At 65.8% G+C, this 17,642-nt stretch carries 19 protein-coding genes; 11 read left to right on the top strand and 8 right to left on the bottom strand.

Annotation, left to right across the window (positions count from 1 at the left end; all coding sequences use genetic code 11):
* Nucleotides 1–75: 75 nt before the first annotated feature.
* The gene (locus tag AABD04_RS13225; RefSeq protein ID WP_341443042.1) at nt 76–1,815 is read left to right on the top strand and encodes a DEAD/DEAH box helicase; all 1,740 of its coding nucleotides are present in this window, start codon (nt 76–78) and stop codon (nt 1,813–1,815) included.
* Nucleotides 1,816–1,903: 88 nt separating this feature from the next.
* Here the strand turns inward: AABD04_RS13225 and AABD04_RS13220 are convergent, their stop codons facing one another.
* Entirely contained in the window at nt 1,904–2,098 is a 195-nt protein-coding gene (locus AABD04_RS13220) for a DUF7455 domain-containing protein (protein WP_027496884.1), read from the bottom strand.
* A gap of 234 nt (nt 2,099–2,332) precedes the next feature.
* Between AABD04_RS13220 and AABD04_RS13215 the strand changes: the two genes are divergently transcribed.
* On the top strand, nt 2,333–3,262 hold the full coding sequence (locus AABD04_RS13215) for an EamA family transporter (RefSeq protein ID WP_341441458.1): 930 nt from the start codon (nt 2,333–2,335) through the stop codon (nt 3,260–3,262).
* 1 nt (nt 3,263) lies between these two features.
* A complete protein-coding gene (locus tag AABD04_RS13210) occupies nt 3,264–3,650 on the top strand; it encodes a DUF952 domain-containing protein (RefSeq protein WP_423228143.1) in 387 nt (128 codons plus the stop codon).
* Between the two features lie 74 nt (nt 3,651–3,724).
* On the opposite strand, the gene AABD04_RS13205 is transcribed toward AABD04_RS13210, so the two are convergent.
* The gene (locus AABD04_RS13205; protein WP_341441456.1) at nt 3,725–5,056 is read right to left on the bottom strand and encodes an RNA polymerase sigma factor; all 1,332 of its coding nucleotides are present in this window, start codon (nt 5,054–5,056) and stop codon (nt 3,725–3,727) included.
* A 159-nt stretch (nt 5,057–5,215) separates the two neighbouring features.
* Entirely contained in the window at nt 5,216–6,037 is an 822-nt protein-coding gene (ppgK, locus tag AABD04_RS13200; RefSeq protein ID WP_243593210.1) for a polyphosphate--glucose phosphotransferase, read from the bottom strand.
* A 188-nt stretch (nt 6,038–6,225) separates the two neighbouring features.
* On the opposite strand from ppgK, the gene AABD04_RS13195 reads away from it, so the two are divergent.
* Entirely contained in the window at nt 6,226–7,113 is an 888-nt protein-coding gene (locus AABD04_RS13195; protein ID WP_423228229.1) for an inositol monophosphatase family protein, read from the top strand.
* Between the two features lie 15 nt (nt 7,114–7,128).
* Here the strand turns inward: AABD04_RS13195 and cei are convergent, their stop codons facing one another.
* Complete coding sequence (gene cei, locus AABD04_RS13190; protein WP_341441455.1) at nt 7,129–7,809, bottom strand: envelope integrity protein Cei; 681 nt, start codon at nt 7,807–7,809, stop codon at nt 7,129–7,131.
* Nucleotides 7,810–8,355: 546 nt separating this feature from the next.
* On the opposite strand from cei, the gene AABD04_RS13185 reads away from it, so the two are divergent.
* Entirely contained in the window at nt 8,356–8,658 is a 303-nt protein-coding gene (locus tag AABD04_RS13185) for a DUF4193 domain-containing protein (RefSeq protein ID WP_027496891.1), read from the top strand.
* 80 nt (nt 8,659–8,738) lie between these two features.
* On the opposite strand, the gene AABD04_RS13180 is transcribed toward AABD04_RS13185, so the two are convergent.
* Nucleotides 8,739–9,209, bottom strand: a complete 471-nt coding sequence (locus AABD04_RS13180; protein ID WP_243593606.1) for a DUF3093 domain-containing protein — start codon at nt 9,207–9,209, stop codon at nt 8,739–8,741.
* A 199-nt stretch (nt 9,210–9,408) separates the two neighbouring features.
* On the opposite strand from AABD04_RS13180, the gene dut reads away from it, so the two are divergent.
* Together dut and AABD04_RS13170 are read left to right on the top strand one after the other, a co-directional pair.
* A complete protein-coding gene (dut, locus tag AABD04_RS13175) occupies nt 9,409–9,882 on the top strand; it encodes a dUTP diphosphatase (RefSeq protein WP_341443040.1) in 474 nt (157 codons plus the stop codon).
* A 64-nt stretch (nt 9,883–9,946) separates the two neighbouring features.
* On the top strand, nt 9,947–10,792 hold the full coding sequence (locus AABD04_RS13170; RefSeq protein WP_341441454.1) for a DUF3710 domain-containing protein: 846 nt from the start codon (nt 9,947–9,949) through the stop codon (nt 10,790–10,792).
* Here AABD04_RS13170 and AABD04_RS13165 read toward each other — a convergent pair.
* Nucleotides 10,774–11,496, bottom strand: coding sequence for an alpha/beta fold hydrolase (locus AABD04_RS13165; protein WP_423228142.1), 723 nt, complete (start codon nt 11,494–11,496; stop codon nt 10,774–10,776). The two genes, AABD04_RS13170 and AABD04_RS13165, sit on opposite strands and share 19 nt — an antisense overlap.
* Before the next feature lie 205 nt (nt 11,497–11,701).
* Here AABD04_RS13165 and AABD04_RS13160 point away from each other — a divergent pair, with 205 nt between their 5' ends.
* On the top strand, nt 11,702–12,079 hold the full coding sequence (locus AABD04_RS13160; protein WP_341441452.1) for an OB-fold nucleic acid binding domain-containing protein: 378 nt from the start codon (nt 11,702–11,704) through the stop codon (nt 12,077–12,079).
* A 115-nt stretch (nt 12,080–12,194) separates the two neighbouring features.
* Nucleotides 12,195–12,848 (top strand): DUF3159 domain-containing protein, encoded by a 654-nt coding sequence (locus AABD04_RS13155; RefSeq protein ID WP_341443039.1) that lies wholly within the window; start codon nt 12,195–12,197, stop codon nt 12,846–12,848.
* Here the strand turns inward: AABD04_RS13155 and AABD04_RS13150 are convergent.
* Complete coding sequence (locus AABD04_RS13150; protein WP_243593205.1) at nt 12,822–13,481, bottom strand: potassium channel family protein; 660 nt, start codon at nt 13,479–13,481, stop codon at nt 12,822–12,824. The two genes, AABD04_RS13155 and AABD04_RS13150, sit on opposite strands and share 27 nt — an antisense overlap.
* 49 nt (nt 13,482–13,530) lie before the next feature.
* Entirely contained in the window at nt 13,531–14,196 is a 666-nt protein-coding gene (locus tag AABD04_RS13145) for a potassium channel family protein (RefSeq protein ID WP_243593204.1), read from the bottom strand.
* 176 nt (nt 14,197–14,372) lie between these two features.
* Here AABD04_RS13145 and AABD04_RS13140 point away from each other — a divergent pair, with 176 nt between their 5' ends.
* Both AABD04_RS13140 and AABD04_RS13135 read left to right on the top strand, forming a co-directional pair.
* Entirely contained in the window at nt 14,373–16,370 is a 1,998-nt protein-coding gene (locus tag AABD04_RS13140; protein ID WP_341441451.1) for an APC family permease, read from the top strand.
* A complete protein-coding gene (locus tag AABD04_RS13135) occupies nt 16,367–17,638 on the top strand; it encodes a class I SAM-dependent RNA methyltransferase (protein WP_341441450.1) in 1,272 nt (423 codons plus the stop codon). The genes AABD04_RS13140 and AABD04_RS13135 overlap by 4 nt, the downstream gene beginning before the upstream one ends.
* The last annotated feature ends 4 nt before the right edge of the window (nt 17,639–17,642 follow it).

The following is a 17,642-nucleotide window of genomic DNA, read 5'->3' as shown; positions in this document are numbered from 1 at the left end:
GCGGACACTGCAGGGCTACCGAGAGCGCGAGGAATTCACATCGATGCCAGGAACCGGCGGCCAGTGAGCGCTGACATGTTCGATCCCACACCACCATCCACCGAGCAGACGGCAGCTCCCGTGAGCGGGGGAGCGCCGCTGCGCGCGTGGCAGCGGCGTGCGCTGACGAAGTATCTCGTCGCCTCGCCCAAGGACTTCCTGGCCGTTGCGACGCCGGGCGCAGGCAAGACGACCTTCGCTCTTCGCGTGGCCGCAGAGTTGCTCGCCCACCGAACCGTCGATCAGGTCACCGTCGTCGCACCTACCGAGCACCTCAAGCACCAGTGGGCCGAGTCGGCAGCCAGGGTGGGCATCGCACTCGATTCGCGATTCTCGAACTCGACCGGTCAGACCTCGAGCGACTATCACGGCGTGGTGGTGACCTACGCGCAGATCGCCTCGCACCCGTTCAAGCACCGCGTGCGCACCGAGTCCCGCAAGACTCTCGTGATCCTCGACGAGATTCACCACGGTGGCGACGCGAAGAGCTGGGGCGAAGGTATTCGCGAAGCGTTCGGAGACGCGACCCGACGTCTCGCGTTGACCGGTACGCCGTTCCGTAGTGACGACAGCCCCATCCCGTTCGTCAACTACGAGCCGGATCAGGACGGGGCGATGCGGTCGAAGGCCGATCACGCCTACGGCTACTCCGACGCTCTGGCCGACGGAGTAGTCCGGCCTGTCGTGTTCCTCGCCTACTCCGGCGAAGCGCGGTGGCGTGACAGTGCGGGCGAGGAGTACACCGCTCGGCTGGGTGAGCCGCTCAATGCCGAACAGACCGCGAGAGCGTGGCGCACTGCGCTCGATCCACAGGGCGACTGGATGCCCGCCGTGCTGCTGGCTGCGAACACGCGGCTGGGCCAGTTGCGGGCGGGTGGCATGCCCGATGCAGGCGGATTGGTGATCGCAACCGATCAGACGGTAGCCCGGGCCTACGCAAAGCTGATCGAGGTGATCACGGGGGAGACGCCGGCGATCGTGCTCTCGGACGACCCCACGTCCTCGGCGCGGATCGCGGCATTCGGCAAGAGCGACCAGCGCTGGATGGTTGCCGTCCGCATGGTGTCCGAGGGGGTCGACGTTCCGCGTCTGGCCGTCGGCGTCTACGCGACCAGTGCGTCGACACCGCTGTACTTCGCGCAGGCGATCGGTCGATTCGTTCGGTCGCGTCGCAAAGGTGAGACCGCAAGCGTGTTCCTGCCGTCGGTACCGGTTCTGCTGGACCTCGCGTCGCAGCTCGAGGCGCAGCGCGATCACATTCTCGGCAAACCGCACCGCGAGAAGGACGGTTTCGACGACGACTTGTTGGCCGACGCCAACAAGCAGAAGGACGAGCTGGGCGAAGAGGAGAAGGCGTACACCTCGCTCGGCGCGGATGCCGAGCTCGATCAGGTGATCTACGACGGTTCCTCGTTCGGCACGGCGACGTTCTCGGGCAGCGACGAGGAAGCCGACTACCTGGGTCTGCCCGGCTTGCTCGACGCCACACAGATGCGTGACCTGTTGCGCCAACGCCAGCAGGAGCAGATCGACAAGCCGGCAGCGGGGCCCGCAGTTCCGGCGCCCCCCGTCGTCAACGACAGGGCCAGCAGTGCGGGCCAGTTGGCCGGCCTGCGGCGTGAACTGAACAGTTTGGTCGCGGTGTACCACCATCGGACCGGGAAGCCGCACGGTGTCATTCACGGCGATCTGCGGCGCATCTGTGGTGGGCCGCCGACGGCGATGGCCTCGGCCGATCAGTTGGGTGAGCGCATCGCCCAGCTCCGCAAGATGTAGCGGCACGAAAAAGACGGACGGTCCGTGGACCATCCGTCTTTTCGTGTTCGATCGTGGCGAACCTGAATTCCCCCGACGTGGCGGTGCGTTACACCGTGGAGTCCGATTCGGTCATCACCGTTGCGTTCACTTCACGCAAACGGGCTTCGTGCTCGGTGGCGTGGTGACCGCAGAAGAGAAGCTCTCCACCGGTCGAAAGCACGACACGCGCGCGAGCCCCTGCACCGCACCGGTCGCACCGGTCCGCTGCTGTCAATTGTGGGCTGGTCAATGTTCCGGGCATGACTCCTCCGTACTGGCTTGCGGGTTGTCCCGTTCGCCTGGGGCCGGTCCGCCGCGTCGGTATGGCGCGGTTCGTTCACTCTGTCAGACGTATGGCGGTCACGCGTTGTTCCCGAGCGCGTTTCTTTGTGTTGTCACTAACACGAAACATGGCTCACGAGCAGGAACGTCGTGGAAACTGTTCGCTGAGAGCTGATAGGTGTTCGCGGTGAGTCGCGGCAGTAGGGTCGCCGGTGTGGCTTCGACTTCTCCTTCGCTCTCCGGCGCATCGAAGCTGGGTATTCCGTCGCTGTTCGTGATCGGCGCGGTGTGCATGTACGTCGGTGCGGCGATCGGTGTGTTCTTGTTCGACACCGTCGATCCGGCCGCGGTGGCGTGGCTCCGCGGATTCGGTGCGGCGCTGGTGTTGGTGCTCTGGCGTCGACCGTGGCGGCAGCGGGCCGGTGTCGGTGGTGTCTGGACCGTGCGGCGACTGATCACCGCTGCTGCGTTCGGTGGTGCGACGATCGGCATGAACGCGATGTTCTACGAGGCGATCGCCAGGCTCCCGCTCGGCGCGGCGGTGGCCATCGAGTTTCTGGGGCCGATAGCGGTCGCTGCGGCGGGGTCGAGAAGACCTGTCGATGTGTGCGCGTTGCTTCTGGTGGTCGCCGGAGTCGGCGCGATCGCCTCCGCGCAGTTCGACGGTGGCGAGGTGGGATTGATCGGCATCGCGTTCGCGCTCGGCTCGGCCGCTCTGTGGGCGGCTTACATCGTGCTCGGCAAGTCGGTTGCAGATGCAGGTCAGGGTCTCGACGACATGGCAGCCGGGTTCGGCATCGCGTCCCTGCTGCTCGCCGTACCGTTGTTCGGACCGTTCGCGATTGCGCACACCACCTTGTTGGGAGACTGGCGAATCTGGGTTCTCGGACTGGGCGTCGGGCTGCTGTCTAGTGTGGTTCCCTACGTTCTCGATCAGTACGTCCTGGTGCGCGTGGGTCGGGCCCGCTTCGCGTTGCTGCTGGCGCTGCTCCCGGCAACCGCCACGGTGGTCGGTGCCGTGATGCTGACTCAGATCCCCACGGCTCTCGAGGCACTCGGGATCGCAGCCGTCATCGCGGCGGTGGTCGTCGGTGGACTGCCGACTCGGAAAGATCGCGGTGTTGCCGACATTCCGCCGCCCTGACATGCAGTCGGCACTGCAGAATGGAACGGTGACCAGTACGCAGGACGACCTCGTTCACATCTGTACCGCAGGGGAGTGGCTGTCCATGCGTGGGCAGGCCGACTACACCCCGGACACGTTCGACGCCGTGGGGTTCGTCCACCTGTCCACACCCGAACAAGTGCACTTGCCTGCGAACCGCCTCTTCTCCGGCCGCACGGATCTGGTTCTGCTGCGCCTTGACCCGGCTCGTCTGACGGCTCCGGTCCGGTGGGAACCGGGGGTTCCCACGGATCCGCAGTCCATGCTGTTCCCGCATCTGTACGGACCGCTGACGATCGCAGCAGTCGTTGCGGTACTCGACTATCGGCCCGGCCCCGACGGAACATTCGGGGTGCCGCGGATATGACGGCTCCGTCGTGTCGACGACAACGACCGCCGATCATGGTGATCGACGGTCGTAGTTCGGATGAATCGGACGAGTCAGTCCAGGTAGTCGCGCAGTACCTGTGACCGAGACGGGTGCCGCAGCTTCGACATGGTCTTGGACTCGATCTGACGGATTCGCTCGCGAGTGACGCCGTACACCTGGCCGATCTCGTCGAGGGTGCGAGGCTGACCGTCCGTGAGACCGAAGCGCAGACGAACCACGCCCGCTTCGCGCTCGGACAGCGTCTCGAGAACCGACTGCAGCTGATCCTGCAGGAGAGTGAACGACACCGCGTCGACGGCGACGACTGCCTCGGAGTCCTCGATGAAGTCGCCGAGCTGGCTGTCGCCCTCGTCACCGATGGTCTGGTCGAGTGAAATCGGCTCACGCGCGTACTGCTGGATTTCCAGCACCTTCTCCGGCGTGATGTCCATTTCCTTCGCGAGCTCTTCGGGAGTGGGTTCGCGACCCAGGTCCTGAAGCAGCTCTCGCTGGATGCGGCCGAGCTTGTTGATGACCTCGACCATGTGCACCGGGATACGGATGGTGCGGGCCTGGTCGGCCATGGCCCTGGTGATCGCCTGACGGATCCACCACGTCGCGTACGTCGAGAACTTGTAGCCCTTGGTGTAGTCGAACTTCTCGACCGCACGGATGAGACCGAGGTTGCCTTCCTGTATGAGATCCAGGAAAGCCATGCCGCGGCCGGTATAGCGCTTGGCGAGGGAGACGACGAGTCGAAGGTTCGCTTCGAGAAGGTGGTTCTTGGCGCGGTTGCCGTCACGGCAGATCCACGTCATGTCCCGGCGCTGAGCAACGGGGAGCTTCTCGCCCTTCTCCGCGGACTCACGCATCTTTTCGACTGCGAACAGGCCTGCCTCGATGCGCTTGGCGAGCTCGACTTCCTCTTCCGCGTTGAGAAGAGCAACCTTGCCGATCTGCTTGAGGTACGCACGAACGGAGTCTGCGGATGCGGTGAGCTCGGCATCCTTGCGGGCCTGGCGCAATGCCTCGGACTCTTCTTCGTCCCAGACGAAGTCGCCGGACGCCTTGTCCTCGGCCGTCGGCTCGGTGGTGGCGTCCTCTTCGGTGTCGTCACCGGCCGTGACCACCTCGACGACGTCGTTGGCGGCGGCAGCGAGGTCGCCCTCGGAGATGTCGATGTCTTCGATCCCCGGAGTGCTCTCGTCGGCGTCGTCTCCGGTCGCCGGTGTTGCTGCTGTCTTCTTTGCTGCGGCCTTCTTCGCCGGTGCCTTCTTGGCCGCGGCGCGCTTGGCGGGTGCCTTCTTGGCCGGTGCCTTCGCAGCGGGTGCCTTGACAGCAGGTGCAGGTGCCGCAGACTCGGTTTCGGAATCTACGGTCTGACGGATATCGGTGGCTGCCACGTACGCCCTTTCGTGACGAAGTCGTGCGGCGTCACGCCAGAGTTGTTTCCGGCGGAGAGGTCTTCGGATTCGGCCGGCTGCGTACCGGCACACACCATTGTAACGACCTCTCAGGAGTTTGTTACCGACCCTCGCCCTACGCAGGTGGCTACCCGCGTGTCAGTCCACCGATCCTGCGGACGTGTCGGTCTCGGCCGACGGCACGGCGGTGTCCGCCGCGAGTGCGGCACCGACGATGCCGGCAGTGTTCAGCAGGGTTGCCGGAACCACGGGCGTGCGATTGGTCAGGTGCGGAATCCACTTCTCGCTCTTGCGGCTGATGCCGCCACCGGCGATGAACAGATCCGGCCACAACAGAGCCTCGAACGCCTCGAGAACCGTCGAGACCTCCTTGGCCCACTCCTTGTAGGACAAGTCCTGGTTCTCTTTCACCGACGACGCAGCACGGTGCTCGGCTTCCTTGCCGCCGATCTCCATGTGACCGAACTCTGTATTGGGCAGCAGAACTCCGTTGTGCAGCACGGCCGAGCCGATTCCCGTGCCGAACGTCAGCAGCACGACGACGCCGTCCTTGCCCTTGCCTCCGCCGTACTTGTCCTCTGCCACTCCGGCCGCATCGGCATCGTTGAGCACGGTGACGCTGTCGGTGCCGATGGCCTTCGCGAACAACGCGCGAGCGTCGGTGTCGATCCAGGACTTGTCGATGTTGGCCGCCGAGCGAGCGACACCGTTGGTCACCACGGCGGGGAGTGTGACTCCCACCGGGCCGGTCCACTCGAAGTGCGCGACGATCTCCGCCACCGTGCGCGCAATGGCATCGGGGGTCGACGGCTGGGGTGTCTGGATCTTGTAGCGGTCGCCGACGAGCTCGCCGGTGCTCAGATCGACGATGCCGCCTTTGATGCCGCTGCCGCCGACGTCGACGCCGAATCCGTGGCGCGCCGCCCCGGCGGTGGTGTTGTCCGAACCTGCCTGTGTCATGTGGATGCCGCTCCTGGACTGATCGAATCCTTGTGGTGCCGTCGCCTCCGAACAATAGTGTGGTTTCGGTGCACGCGGCACGACGACGTCACCGCCTCTCGCTGCGGTGGTGCTCGGACGCCGGTGTGTGTTGCGATGTACGTGTGCCGACACCAGACGAATCGCAGAACGACACCGCCAGTACGCAATTGCCGGGAGAGCACCGGGCAGCGCAGGGATCGACCACCCGTGAGGTGGACGCTCTGCACGAGGTTGCCGTTCGGGTAGCGACGCGAGCCGCCGAGCACGTTCGGCTCCGACGCCCGCAGGTGTTCGACGGCACGTCCAACGAGGGTGACGGCGCGGTGCAGTCCAAGAGCACACCGACCGATCCGGTGACCGTCGTCGACACCGAAACCGAGCGCGTCCTGCGCGAGATGCTCGCGCAGCTGCGGCCGGAGGATGCGATTCTCGGGGAAGAGGAAGGCAGCGAGGACGACTCGCTCGACGGTGTGCGGTGGGTGCTGGACCCGATCGACGGAACCGTGAACTTCATGTACGGAATCCCCGCCTACGCGGTGTCGGTTGCAGTTCAGATCGACGGAGTCAGTGTCGCGGGGGCCGTGGTCGACGTCGCGCGTGAACTCGTCTACTCCGCTGCTCTCGGGCGCGGTGCCACGGTGCAGCGAACCGACGGCACCCGGGAGCACCTTGCGTGTTCGGGTGTCACCGACGTGTCGATGACGTTGCTGGCCACCGGATTCGGCTACGGATCACGGCGACGTGCGGTGCAGGGAGCGATCATCTCCGAACTGCTGCCCCAGGTGCGCGACATCCGCCGAATCGGGTCGGCAGCGCTGGATCTCTGCATGGTGGCGTCGGGGGCGGTCGACGCTCACTTCGAGCACGGGCTCAGTCCGTGGGACTGGGCGGCGGGCGCACTGATCGCGGCCGAGGCGGGCGCGGTGGTCAGGCTGCCCGCTGCGAACTCGACCAGCGCCCAGGGTGCTGCAACGGTAGCCATGGCCCCGGGCATCTCGGACGACTTCCTGGCCGTACTGCGCAGCGCAGGCGCTCTCGACCCGATTCCCGGCTGACACGACGACACGACCTCAGCAGCGTGATTCGCGTGCCGCCGAGAGCAGGTCGGCATCGAGCGGTGCAGGCGCCGCCCCGGGTGCAGCACTCGCAAGAGTGCGCAGCACTTCCTCGGCGTCGTCGTTCGGCTGGATCTCGCTGAAGTAGGTGCCCAGCGCCAGATCGACCGAGTCGTCGGTGCGGGCGTCTTGGATGAGCTCGGCGCAGGGTGCGACCAGCCACACCGCGCTGGCGGCAGCCGAACCGGCGGCACCGAAGCGGATCTGGCCCTGGCACTGCATGTTCTGGTCCACGTAGACCGGATCGTTGCCGACCTGGACGTCCGGCGCGCTCGCGAAGCCGTAGTCGATCAGTTGGGCGGCGACGAGGGCGGCCTGTCCGCGTTCACCGTTGGCGTTGAACACACGCACCTTGGACGCGGACAGCGGGGCGGGCTGGACGTCGAGCAACGTCGTCGGGTCCACTTCTTTGCCGAGCGGCACCGGCTGCGTGCCGTCGGTCGCAGCGGTGGTGGTGGGCGCATTGCATTCGGCGGTTGCCGAGGTGGCCTCGGAGGTGGTGAACACCTTGACCCACACGAGCACTCCGAGCAGAGCCAGCACGGTGAAGACCGCGATGATGGGGAACGCTCGGCGTCGACGGAACGGACGACCTCGGCCGTCGACCGAATGGCCTTCGGTGATCAGAGAAACCACGGTTGATCTTCGCCTTTCCGTCGGCACTCGCCGAGACCGGTCCACAGAGTCGGTTCACACCGACGCGGTGCCTACTGTAGATGCCCGCGCTGCCCGAGGACGGCACACTCGGCCGGACCCTCCTCGAACGGCGTGCGCAGCGACTGTTTCACCGCGCGAAACCGGCGTCGAGATGCCTTCTGTGGGTCGCGGAATGAAGCCGCTCGTCCCGGTGTTGTTGCGGCGTGCACACAGGTAATGGACTCACCGGCGGTTCGGTTTCAACTTTGTCACCGGCTTCGGCTATTGTCTGGCGGCCGCGGTGCTTCAAGAATCGGACGCCGGTGCATCATCGATCAGGTGAGCGAGGTCTCGATCGGGTTTCAACCGGCGAGTTCTGGGAACTACCCGGTGTAGTTTCGGGCACCGCGCGACGACGAACGATTTCGAACAGATACGAACATCGGTGGGAGCGAGCAAGCGCCCTCTTCACAGCCGACGGCCACAAGCCGACCATATCGGCAGCTTCCACCACACACACGCACGAAGATGAGGGGTACGAGAACAATGGCAACCGACTACGACGCACCGAGAAGAACAGAATCCGACGACGTGTCGGAGGACTCGCTCGAAGAACTGAAGGCCCGACGCAACGAGGCCCAGTCGGCCGTCGTCGACGTGGACGAGTCCGACACCGCGGAGTCGTTCGAGCTTCCGGGGGCTGACCTGTCCGGCGAGGAGCTCTCGGTACGAGTGGTTCCCAAGCAGGCCGACGAGTTCACGTGTTCGAGCTGCTTCCTGGTCCATCACCGCAGCCGACTGGCCAGCGACGCCAACGGCGTATTGATGTGCCGCGACTGCGCGGCGTGACCTTTTTCGCACAGGCCTGATCGAGTAGCTCGGGTCTGTGCAGATCAGGACTGTGCAGATCGGTGCGGACTGTCGGGGGTTCAGCGCGCTTCGACGCCGTGCGCGGTCAGTACTGCCAAGAGCTCCTCGGGCCGTTTGGTGCTGACCAGCCAGTACGGCGTCGGGTCGTCCGGATCGTCGAGGACGACGATCACCATCTGCTTCACCCAGGTGCGGTGCTGCACGAAGGCCAATGGATCGAGTTGCCTTCCCAGCGCCGCACTTTTTGCTGTCGCGGGTACGACGGCCGCCTTGGCTGCGACGTCGAGCGGCAGATGTGCCTTCCCGACACGAAGCTCGGCACCGGTCGAGCCTGCATCGGCGACCACCTCGACGCGCAGCCTGCTGAAGGCGAACAGTGCCCATGCGATCAGCGGGAGCAACAGGACGTAGGGGAGCCACGCTCGGATGCCCGGAGCACCCATGTGAATCTCCGCGGCGAGCAACACCGCCACGGCCGCGCCCGCTGCCCACCACCAGATCGGCACCCACAGCCGCTCGGAATAGTGCACCGTTCCGGCGGGTGCCGGTGATCCGGAGCGGGCAGTGGAGTCGCCGGACTCCGACGCGTGTTGGGCCTGTCGATCTGCAGTCACGAGCTCCAGGGTAGTCGCCACACCGACGGGGGAGCGGGCCCGCGTAGTCTCGGTCGACGTGAGCGACGAAGTCACCGAGTCCGGCACCGAGCCGTCCGACCCCAGATTCCCGACCCTGCCGTGGCCTACGGATCCGGTGTCCGAAGTTCGAGTACGCCGACTCGATCGGGATCTACCGGTACCCGCACGTGCGCACGAGGGTGATGCAGGCGTCGATCTGCGCATCACGGCTCCGGTCACGATCGAGCCTGGTCAGCGCGTCCTGGTGGGGACCGGATTAGCGATCGCACTCCCGCTCGGAACCGTCGGGTTGGTGCATCCGCGCTCCGGGTTGGCGGCCAAGTCGGGACTTTCCGTGGTCAATACCCCAGGAACCATCGATGCCGGATACCGGGGCGAGATCAAGGTCTGCCTGATCAATCACGATCTGCACACCCCGATCGTGCTCGAGCGCGGCGACCGCGTTGCTCAGCTGATCGTGCAGCGAGTCCAACTGGTGACGTTCGTCGAGGTCGACGAGCTGGACGACACCGTTCGCGGGGCCGGGGGTCATGGTTCGACCGGCGGGCATGCAAGTCTGAACCAGTGAGTTCCGCCACGACGTCGGCCGTCGGCAGGCACAGTGGAAACAACCGAGAAGAAGAGAGCTGAACATGTTCGGACGGCGTAAGAAGAACGACGCCGGCAGTGCCTCCGCGCCCGGTGTGGAGCCATTCGTCGACGGTGACGAAGACGAAGACGAGGACGTCGATGGCGAGGCCGGAGCGACGGCCGCCGACGGGCCCCACGATCTCGAGGACCTCGACGATCGCGAGACCGTCGCCAAGACCAGACTCGACCTCGGTTCGGTGTTGATTCCGCTGCCGGAGGGCGGTCAACTCCAGGTCGAGATGTCGCAGGCTGGTAGCCCGCAGGCAGTGCACATCGTGACGCAGTTCGGACGCATCACCATCGCTGCCTACGCGGCACCGAAATCACCTGGTCAATGGCGCGAGGTTGCTGCCGACCTGGCGACGTCGCTGCGCAACGACAAGGCCGAGACGACAGTGGAGACGGGTCCGTGGGGCCGCGAACTGCTCGGCGTCACGGCCAACGCGGACCTGCGCTTCATCGGAGTCGACGGCTATCGCTGGATGGTCCGCTGTGTTCTCGCCGGCCCCTCGGGTGCCGTGGGTGAGGGCCAGCCTCTCGTTCGACTGGCGCACACGATTCTTCGCCAGACCGTGGTGGACCGGGGTACCGACCCACATCCGGTGCGCACCCCGCTGCCGGTGGTGTTGCCGCAGGTGCTGGCCGAGCAACTTGCTGCGGCAGCGCAGCAGCAGGCTGCCGCTCAGCAGAGTGCAACGCAACAGGCGGCTCAGCCCGAGGCTGCGGTTCCGTCTGCAGAACCTGTTGCGCCGCAACAGGATTCGGTTCCGCAATCCACCGCCGCCGAGCGTGATCGTGCGCCGCGACGGGGTGCGTCGGGATCGGCGATTCAGCAGCTGGGCGGGTGAGTCGACCGCCCGTCGAGACCGTCGACGGCGGCCCGGCCGAGGCATCCCGGGTCGCGCCCGATGTCGTCCAGGGTCACCGTACGCAGCTCGCAGTTCGGTAGCGCCCGCGCCCACTGTCGAGCTACCTCGATCGGATGGACCGCGTCGTCCACTGCGCCCACGACGATGGCAGGCAGCTCGATCCGAGCGAGTTCATCGGGTTCGAGGCTGCGATAGCGAGCCGCTTGGTCCAGCGCGTCGGGAAGGGCGGGCCACTGGGCCGCCCAGGACCTCCGCAGAGTGCGCGCGAGCCACGGCGGGCTCGACGCTGCCATTGCCGCGGTGACCGCGTCGAGTCCATGTTCACGTAACGATCGGGCGGTGAATTCCGCGCTCAGGGCAGCAGGGGAACCGGTCGGGTCGCCGGTCCACGCCGGCAGCGCGAGCGCAAGGGCCGTGGTGTTCGATGCGTGGTCGGCCGCCCATCGAACCGCGACGGCTGCGCCGAGGGATATCCCCGCGACCACGATGCGTCCGTGTCTGTCCGCCGCGTCGTCGAGGGCGGACAGGTAGCTCTGTACCACATCGGCAGGGTCGGGTTCGACCGCGATGGTGGTCAATCCCACACCGTCGAATGCTGCCGAGAACGCGTCGGCGGCGAACCGGGCGTCGGACCCCGTCCCCGGTAGAACGATCGCGGTACGGGTGTCGAATCGGCTGTGCACGACACGATTGTGCACGCCCGCCGACACCGCGTCGGCACTGGTTGGCCAGCGTGACACTTCGGGTCTACAGTGGCGAAGTACCCACCCTGACGCGGGAAACCCCCACGTCGCCGCAACTGCTCCGCCGGGAGTGCAGCCTGCGGAACGACCCATACTGCGGGCTCGTGGAGCCCGCGGAACGACCCCCACACCGCTGGAGCGCACCATGGCACCCGCTGCCGCAGGATACTTTCGCCGCCTGACGCGAAAGTTGACAGAGGACATCGATCAACTCGATGCCGAGGAGATGGCCGAAACCTCCGAAGCCTCGGGGGCTCGGCGCGCATGCGACTGCTCGCGAGGCGAGGAAGTCACGATGTTCGGTCGGTTGCGCAGCGTCGAAGCCTGTTCGAAGGCGGCCAATGCCAATATCGAGGCCGAGTTCTTCGACGGCACCGACACGGTGACGCTGCTCTGGATCGGACGTCGCAAGATCGCGGGAATCGAGCCCGGTAAGACTCTGCTCGTTCGCGGACGCGTCGGCGAACGCGACGGACACAAGATCGTCTACAACCCTTACTACGAACTGCGCGACGACAGCTGATCGTCGCCGGTATGGCACTCTCGTTGTCGTGACCAACAGCGACGATTCCGTGCCGCCCCCGCCGACGTCGAACACGCCGGAACCCACGCCCGACGCGTCGGCCACGGCCGAGAAGGTGGCTCCCACCGTCCTCGAGCAGCTCGGCGGATTGAGCGGGCTCGCCTACTCCACGCTGCCCGTTCTCGTGTTCGTTCCGGTGAACAGCTACGCAAATCTCGCCGTCGCTCTGTGGGCCGCTCTGGGCGTCGCTGCTGCGGTATTGGTGTGGCGACTGGTTCGTCGTAGTCCCATCCAACCCGCCATCTCGGGGTTCTTCGGGGTGGGTATCTGTGCGTTCATCGCGTATCGGACGGGGGATGCCAAGGGCTACTTCCTTTTCGGCATCTACACCTCGCTGGTCTACGGCGCTGCGTTCGTGATGTCGGTGCTTGCACGCTGGCCGCTGGTCGGCATCATCTGGGGATACCTCAACGGCAAGGGAACGTCGTGGCGTGGCAACCGGACGGCCGTGCGCTACTACGACGTGGCCACCATCGCCTGGGCGTCGGTGTTCGGTGCCCGGTACATCGTGCAGTCACAGCTCTACGACTCCGACCAGACGGGCTGGCTCGCCGTTGCCCGCATCGGGATGGGTTGGCCACTGACTGGAGTGGCGCTCCTGGTCACACTCTGGGCGGTGCGTTCGGCCGATCGCGCGCTCGACGCGACATCGACCGCTGACCGGGGCGTCGAGCAGCTGCCCTCAGATCAGGCCGACCGCGGCGCGTAGTTCGTTCTCCACCTCTTTCGACGCGACGAACAGCAGTTCGTCGCCGCCCTCCAGTGGGTCGTCGTGCTGTGGAACGATCACCCGCCCGCCGCGCAGAATCGTCACCAGTGCTGCGTCCCTGGGTAGCTGGAGCTTGCGGACCGGCTTACCCGCGAGAGGAGTGTTCTCCGGCAGTGTGATCTCGACGAGGTTGGCCTGGCCTTTGCGGAACGTCATCAAGTGCACGAGATCGCCCACCGAGACAGCTTCTTCGACCAGTGATGCGAGCATGCGCGGCGTCGACACTGCGACATCGACGCCCCAGGCAGCGTCGAACAGCCATTCGTTGCGCGGATCGTTGACTCGGGCCACCACGCGGTTGACACCGAACTCGGTCTTGGCCAGCAGGCTGAGCACGAGATTGGCTTTGTCGTCGCCGGTGGCGGCAATCACCACATCGTAATTTTCGAGGTGGGCGGCTTCGAGCAAACTCAGCTCGCACGCGTCGGCGAGCACCCATTCCGCTTCCGGGATGGCGGCCTGATCGACGTGGTCGAGTTTGCGTTCGAGGAGCATCACATCGTGTTCGCTGCGGATCAGTTCGCGTGCGATGGATCTGCCGACTGCGCCGGCTCCGGCGATGGCGACTTTCATGGCTTCCCGTTCGGGTCGATGGGGGAGGTGGGGAACGTGCGCGCGGGCATCAGTTGTCCGAGGGCGGAGCGTTGCCCGCCAGCGCAATGGCTTCGGCGACGGTGCCCGAGACCGCGGCGACATACACCTCGTCACCGGCTTGGATGACGGTGCGCTTGTCCGGTAACAGTCCGCCGCCGAATCGGATGACGAACGCGGCCCGCGAGTTGGTGGCTTCTTCGAGTACCGAGAGCTTCTTGCCGATCCAGGCGTCGTGGAAGTCGAGCAGGACGACGGCGACGCTGCCCGACGGATCGCGCCACTTCGTCGTGGGGTCGTCGCGCAGCAGGTTGTGCAGAAATCGATCGGTGGCCCAGGGCACGGTAGCGACCGTCGGGATGCCGAGGCGCTCGTAGACGGCGGCGCGCTTGGCGTCGTAGATTCTCGCGACCACTTTGTCGACGCCGAACGTCTCGCGTGCGACGCGGGCGGAGATGATGTTCGAGTTGTCGCCTGACGACACGGCCGCGAATGCCTCGGCCTTCTCGATTCCCGCGCTCACCAACACATCTCGGTCGAATCCCATGCCGATCACGCGATGCCCGCTGAAGTCGGGGTCGAGACGCAGAAATGACGTTTCGTCGCGGTCGATTATCGCCACCTCGTGGCCGATGCGCTCGAGGGCACCGGCCAGCGATGCGCCGACACGGCCGCATCCCATCACAACTACGTACAACGCCCAGCTCCGTCCCGATCTCGATTGTCGACGACACTGTCGACCGACACTGCCACGATGGGCATACGTGCACCAACGTATCGGGCATTCGTCGTCGGATCGACCCAGGGTGCGCTCCGACCCCTTTGCGATGTGTGGTTGAGACGCTTGCAGGCGGACGGCCTACGCTTCTGTCCGTGTCCAAGGTCTCGACAGCCGCCAAGCGGCTAATGCTCGGCAAGCCGTTCCGCAGCGACAAGCTCGGTCACACGTTGCTTCCCAAGCGAATCGCATTGCCGGTGTTCGCCTCGGACGCCATGTCCTCGGTGGCATACGCGCCCGAGGAGATCTTTCTCGTGCTCTCCGTCGCGGGTATCTCGGCGGTCGCGTTCACTCCGTGGATCGGTCTCGCCGTCTGTGTGGTGATGGCGGTGGTGGTTGCCAGCTATCGACAGAACGTGCACGCCTATCCGTCGGGCGGCGGAGACTACGAGGTGGCCACCACCAACCTCGGCCCCGCCGCCGGACTGACGGTCGGTAGCGCTTTGATGGTCGACTACGTGCTGACCGTCGCGGTGTCGATCTCGGCGGCTGCGTCGAACATCGGCTCGGCGGTTCCGTTCGTCGCCGAGCACAAGGTCTTGTTCGCGGTGGTGGCGATCGTGTTGATCACCTCGATCAACCTCCGCGGAATCCGCGAGTCCGGTGCGGCCTTCGCCATCCCCACGTATGCGTTCATGTTCGGCATGGTGTTGATGATCGGCTGGGGCATGCTCAGGGTCTACGTTCTCGGCGACGACATCCAGGCCGAGTCGGCGGCCTTCGATCTGAGGGCAGAGGATTCGCACCTGTACGGCATCGCCTTCGCCTTCCTCATCGCGCGAGCCTTCTCCTCGGGTTGCGCAGCACTGACCGGAGTGGAGGCCATCAGCAACGGGGTGCCTGCGTTCGAGAAGCCGAAGTCTCGCAATGCCGCGACGACGCTGCTGCTGTTAGGCGTGATCGGAATCACGCTACTGATGGGGATCATCCTGCTGGCGCAGAAGATCGGTATCAAATACGCCATGGACCCCGAATACCAGCTGGTCGGCGCGCCGGAGGGCTACCAGCAGAAGACGCTCATCGCGCAGCTGGCCGAGTCGGTCTTCAGCGGATTCCCCATCGGATTCTTCTTCATCACCACCGTCACCGCCCTGATTCTCGTACTGGCGGCCAACACTGCGTTCAACGGATTTCCGGTACTCGGGTCGGTATTGGCACAGGATCGCTATCTACCCCGGCAGCTGCACACCCGCGGCGACCGGCTCGCCTTCAGTAACGGCATACTCTTCCTGTCCGGAGCGGCGATCGCATTCGTCGTCGTGTTCGGTGCCGAGGTCACCAAGCTCATTCAGCTCTACATCGTGGGGGTGTTCGTCTCCTTCACCCTCAGTCAGACCGGCATGGTGCGGCACTGGACGCGGCTGCTGTCGACCGAGACCGACCCGGAGCAGCGACGTCGCATGCAGCGCTCGCGGGTGGTCAACGGCGTCGGTCTCGGCATGACCGGAACGGTGCTGGTGATCGTGTTGATCACCAAGTTCGCCGCCGGTGCCTGGATTGCGATCGTCGCGATGGTGGCGATCTTCGTGCTGATGCGGATGATCAGAAAGCACTACGACACCGTGGCTCGCGAGCTCGAGAACGAGGAATGGGACGGGGTCCTGCCCAGCCGAACGCATTCGATCGTGCTGGTCTCGAAGCTGCACATGCCGACTCTGCGCGCGTTGGCCTACGCCAGGGCGACCAGGCCGGACACCCTGGAGGCGGTGACCGTCAACGTCGACGAGGCCGATACCAGGGCCCTGGTTCGCCAGTGGGAGGCCAGCGACGTATCGGTGCCCCTCAAGGTCGTCGAGTCGCCCTACCGCGAGGTCACCAAACCGGTCCTGGACTACGTCAAACGGGTTCGACGCGATTCACCGCGCGACGTCGTCACCGTCTTCATTCCCGAATACGTGGTGGGGCACTGGTGGGAGCAGGTTCTGCACAATCAGAGCGCACTGCGACTGAAATCTCGATTGCTGTTTCAGCCGGGCGTGATGGTCACCAGTGTGCCGTGGCAGCTGCGGTCCTCCGAGAAGGCCAAACGTGAAGTGCTCGGCAATGCACCGGGCGCATCGCGTCGCGGCTACGAGCCACCGGTGGGCAAGTGAGCGAGAGCTGGTTCGGGCTGCTGCTCGAGGTCGAACTCGGAGCACCCGGACACGGTGGATTCTGTGTGGCCCGTCATGACGGCCGGGTGATGTTCGTGCGCCACGGATTGCCCGGCGAACGGGTGGTGGCCAGGGTGACCGAGGACCGAGGCGGGTCGTTCTGCCGCGCCGACGCCGTCGAGATTCTGTCGGCATCTCCGGACCGAGTGGACGCGCGCTGCCCCATCTCCGGACCGGGTGGCTCGGGCTGTTGCGACTATTCCCACGCCACCGCCGATGCCGGACGGCGTATGAAGGCCTTCGTCGTGGCCGAGCAGCTGCGCCGTGTCGCCGGAATCGAGCGTGACGTGTGGGTCGAGGAACTGCCGGGGACCGGCGACGGCACCGGGTGGCGAACCCGCGTGCGGCTTGCTGTCGATTCCGGCGGGCGGCCCGGCTACCACCGGTATCGGAGCAGCTCGATTGTCACCGAATTATCTTGTCCGCAAATGGATTCCGCGGCCTTCGACGGTCTGTCGGAGCAGCAATGGCGGCCGGGTGCCGAGTTGCAGGTGGCCCTCGACGGGGAAGGCGAGCGGCATGTGGTGGAGATCGCCCCGGCGCAGCACTCGTCCACCGGACGCCGATCGCCGGGCCGCCGGGGCGCGTCGGCGCGCCGGGCAGCGTCGTCTCGGTCCAGGCCGGAGAAAGCCGTGATCGGATCGGGTCGTGTAACGGAATACGTCTCGAACAGGGCTTGGACCCTCGACGCCACCGGGTTCTGGCAGGCCCACCGCGGCGCGCCGCAGGTGTACACCGATGTGGTGGGGGAGTGGGCGGACGCCGTTGCAGGTGACGGTGCCTGGGATCTGTACGGCGGTGTAGGTGTGTTCGCCGCAGCGCTGGCCCATCGGGTCGGGTCGACGGGCCGGGTGGCCAGTGTCGAATTCTCCCGTCGCGCCGCCGAGGACGGCCGTTCGGCGCTCCACGATTTGCCGCAGGTCTCGTTCGTTCCGGGGCGGGTCGAGCGCTCGATCGACGCGTTGGCCGAACCGGTGTCGGTGGCCGTGCTGGATCCACCGCGTGCGGGAGCCGGCCGAGACGTGATCGCCGCCCTCGCCGCCAGGTCTCCCCGCTCGGTGGTGCACGTCGGATGCGATCCGGCGTCGTTCGCACGAGATGTGAGCCTGTATCGGGGCGCGGGATACGAACTCGTCGACATGCGCGCCTTCGATGCGTTTCCCCTGACCAGTCATGTCGAGTGCATCGGCCGTTTCGTTCGACGGTGAGGGC

The sequence above is a fragment of the Rhodococcoides navarretei genome, assembly GCF_038069675.1.
In the GTDB taxonomy this organism is placed as follows: domain Bacteria; phylum Actinomycetota; class Actinomycetes; order Mycobacteriales; family Mycobacteriaceae; genus Rhodococcoides; species Rhodococcoides navarretei.
The sequence above is the reverse complement of the archived record's forward strand: the minus strand, read 5'-3'. Positions and strand labels throughout refer to the sequence as shown.

Coding starts and splice junctions, on each gene's coding strand:
- ppgK (WP_243593210.1), bottom strand. CDS start 6,037: ATGACACAGGCAGGTTCGGACAACACCACCGCCGGGGCGGCGCGCCAC.
- AABD04_RS13185 (WP_027496891.1), top strand. CDS start 8,356: ATGGCAACCGACTACGACGCACCGAGAAGAACAGAATCCGACGACGTG.
- AABD04_RS13220 (WP_027496884.1), bottom strand. CDS start 2,098: ATGCCCGGAACATTGACCAGCCCACAATTGACAGCAGCGGACCGGTGC.
- AABD04_RS13150 (WP_243593205.1), bottom strand. CDS start 13,481: ATGAAAGTCGCCATCGCCGGAGCCGGCGCAGTCGGCAGATCCATCGCA.
- AABD04_RS13160 (WP_341441452.1), top strand. CDS start 11,702: ATGGCACCCGCTGCCGCAGGATACTTTCGCCGCCTGACGCGAAAGTTG.
- AABD04_RS13225 (WP_341443042.1), top strand. CDS start 76: ATGTTCGATCCCACACCACCATCCACCGAGCAGACGGCAGCTCCCGTG.
- AABD04_RS13170 (WP_341441454.1), top strand. CDS start 9,947: ATGTTCGGACGGCGTAAGAAGAACGACGCCGGCAGTGCCTCCGCGCCC.
- AABD04_RS13210 (WP_423228143.1), top strand. CDS start 3,264: ATGCAGTCGGCACTGCAGAATGGAACGGTGACCAGTACGCAGGACGAC.